Here is a 1,865-nt window from a genome sequence, read left to right on the forward strand (position 1 = left end):
TGCCCCGCACGCCGAGCAGCTCGCCGTCACGCACCTCGAACAGCATCGAGCAGGTGTCCGGGCAGTCGTGCGGGCAGCCGCCGAAGAAGGTTTCGGTCAGGCTCTCGGCCTCGGCGACGATCAGGGAATCCGACTTGACGATCTCGTTCATGGTTCCTCCACGGCCGGGCGTCCCGCTTTATTGTTCCAGCGAGCGGACCCGGTTCGCCGGCAGGATGCACGCAAGTGCAAACAATTCCAATCTCCGTTCCCACCTGCGCCTCGGGGACCGCCTATGTCGCGGCGACCGGGCGGCGTAGGCTGGCCGCGCTCCGCCGCGAGACCGCAGGACTTCGCATGCCCCTCGATCCCGCCCTCGCCGACCGCATCGCGGCCTCCGTCGCGCACGGGTTCGCCGAGCAGGTCGCGCACACGCAGGCGCTGGTGAGGTTCGGCTCGACCCGCGGCGCCGAGCACGCGATCCAGGACTTCGTGCTCGGCGCGTTTCGCGCCCGCGGCTACGCGACCGAGCGGTTTGCCATCGACGCCGCCGCGATCGTGGGCCATCCCGGCGGGGCGAGGGTCGCGGACGGGCATTCCGAGGCGCCGATCGTGGCGGGCCTCCACCGGCCGCGGGGCGCGGGCGGACGCTCGCTGATCCTGCAGGCGCATGTCGACGTGGTGCCGCCCGGCCCCCTCGACCTGTGGACGCACCCGCCCTTCGATCCGGTGATCGACGGCGACTGGCTATACGGGCGCGGCGCCGCCGACATGAAGGCGGGGCATGCGGCCAACCTGTTCGCCCTCGACGCGCTGCGGCGGATCGGCCTGCAGCCCGCCGCCGCCGTGACGATCCTGTCGGTGGTCGAGGAGGAATCCACCGGCAACGGCGCGCTCGCGGCGCACCTGCACGGCTACCGCGCCGACGCGGTGCTGATCCCCGAGCCGATGGACGAGGCTCTGGTGCGGGCCAACACCGGCGTGCTGTGGTTCACGGTCGAGGTACGCGGGCGGCCGGTGCATGTCCGCGCGATGGGCGCGGGCGCCAACGCCATCGACGCGACCTACCGGGTGATCGGCGCGTTGCGCGAACTCGAGGGGAGCTGGAACGCCGACCGGGCCGGCCGGCCGCACTTTTCGGACGTGGCGCACCCGATCAACCTCAACGTCGGCCGGATCGAGGGCGGCGACTGGAACTCGTCGGTGCCGGCCTGGTGCCGGGCGCGTGCCGGGATAGAGCGCGATCCGGCAGCCGACGCCCCGCCGCGGGTCACCTTCGACGGGTTCTTCGCCGAGGGCTACGTGCTGGAGCCGGGCTCGGAGGCGGAGGGCGTGCTCGCCGCCGCCCACCGCCGCGCGACCGGAGCGGAGCTGACCGGCATCATGGCGCCCTGCTACCTCGATACGCGGGTGCACGCCCTCTACGAGCAGGTGCCGGCGCTCTGCTACGGCCCGGCCAGCGAGAACATCCACGGTTTCGACGAGCGCGTCAGCCTGCGCTCCGTCCAGCGCATCACCACGGCGATGGCGCTGTTCGTTGCCGAATGGTGTGGGACGGAACGTCTTGAGGCGGGCGGCTGAGGCTTCGTTCGAAGCAAGGCGCGGATCGCAAAAACCCGCGTTTTCGCACCCTCGCCGTCATCCCGGGGCGCCAGAGGCGAGCCCGGGATCCAGAACCGCAGGTCGTTCTCCTGATTGCGCCGTCGGCGGCTCTGGATCCCGGGCTCTGCCGCGCAGCCCCGGGATGACGGGGAGGATCGGGTCAGGCGGCGCGGACGGTGGCGAGGAAGCGATCGACTTCCGCCGCGAGGTGCTCGGACTGGCGCGAGAGCTCGGAGGCGGCGCCCAGCACCTGGGAAGCCGCCGCGCCGGTCTCCTCGGCCGCG

The 1,865-nt window shown here is 72.3% G+C and carries 1 protein-coding gene; it reads left to right on the forward strand.

All coding sequences use genetic code 11. The features are described 5' to 3' along the window. Nucleotides 1-336 precede the first annotated feature (336 nt). Nucleotides 337-1,560, forward strand: a complete 1,224-nt coding sequence (locus FV229_RS26660; protein ID WP_147754793.1) for an ArgE/DapE family deacylase — start codon at nt 337-339, stop codon at nt 1,558-1,560. Nucleotides 1,561-1,865: the final 305 nt, after the last annotated feature.

The organism is Methylobacterium sp. WL120, assembly GCF_008039465.1.
GTDB lineage: Bacteria > Pseudomonadota > Alphaproteobacteria > Rhizobiales > Beijerinckiaceae > Methylobacterium > Methylobacterium cerastii.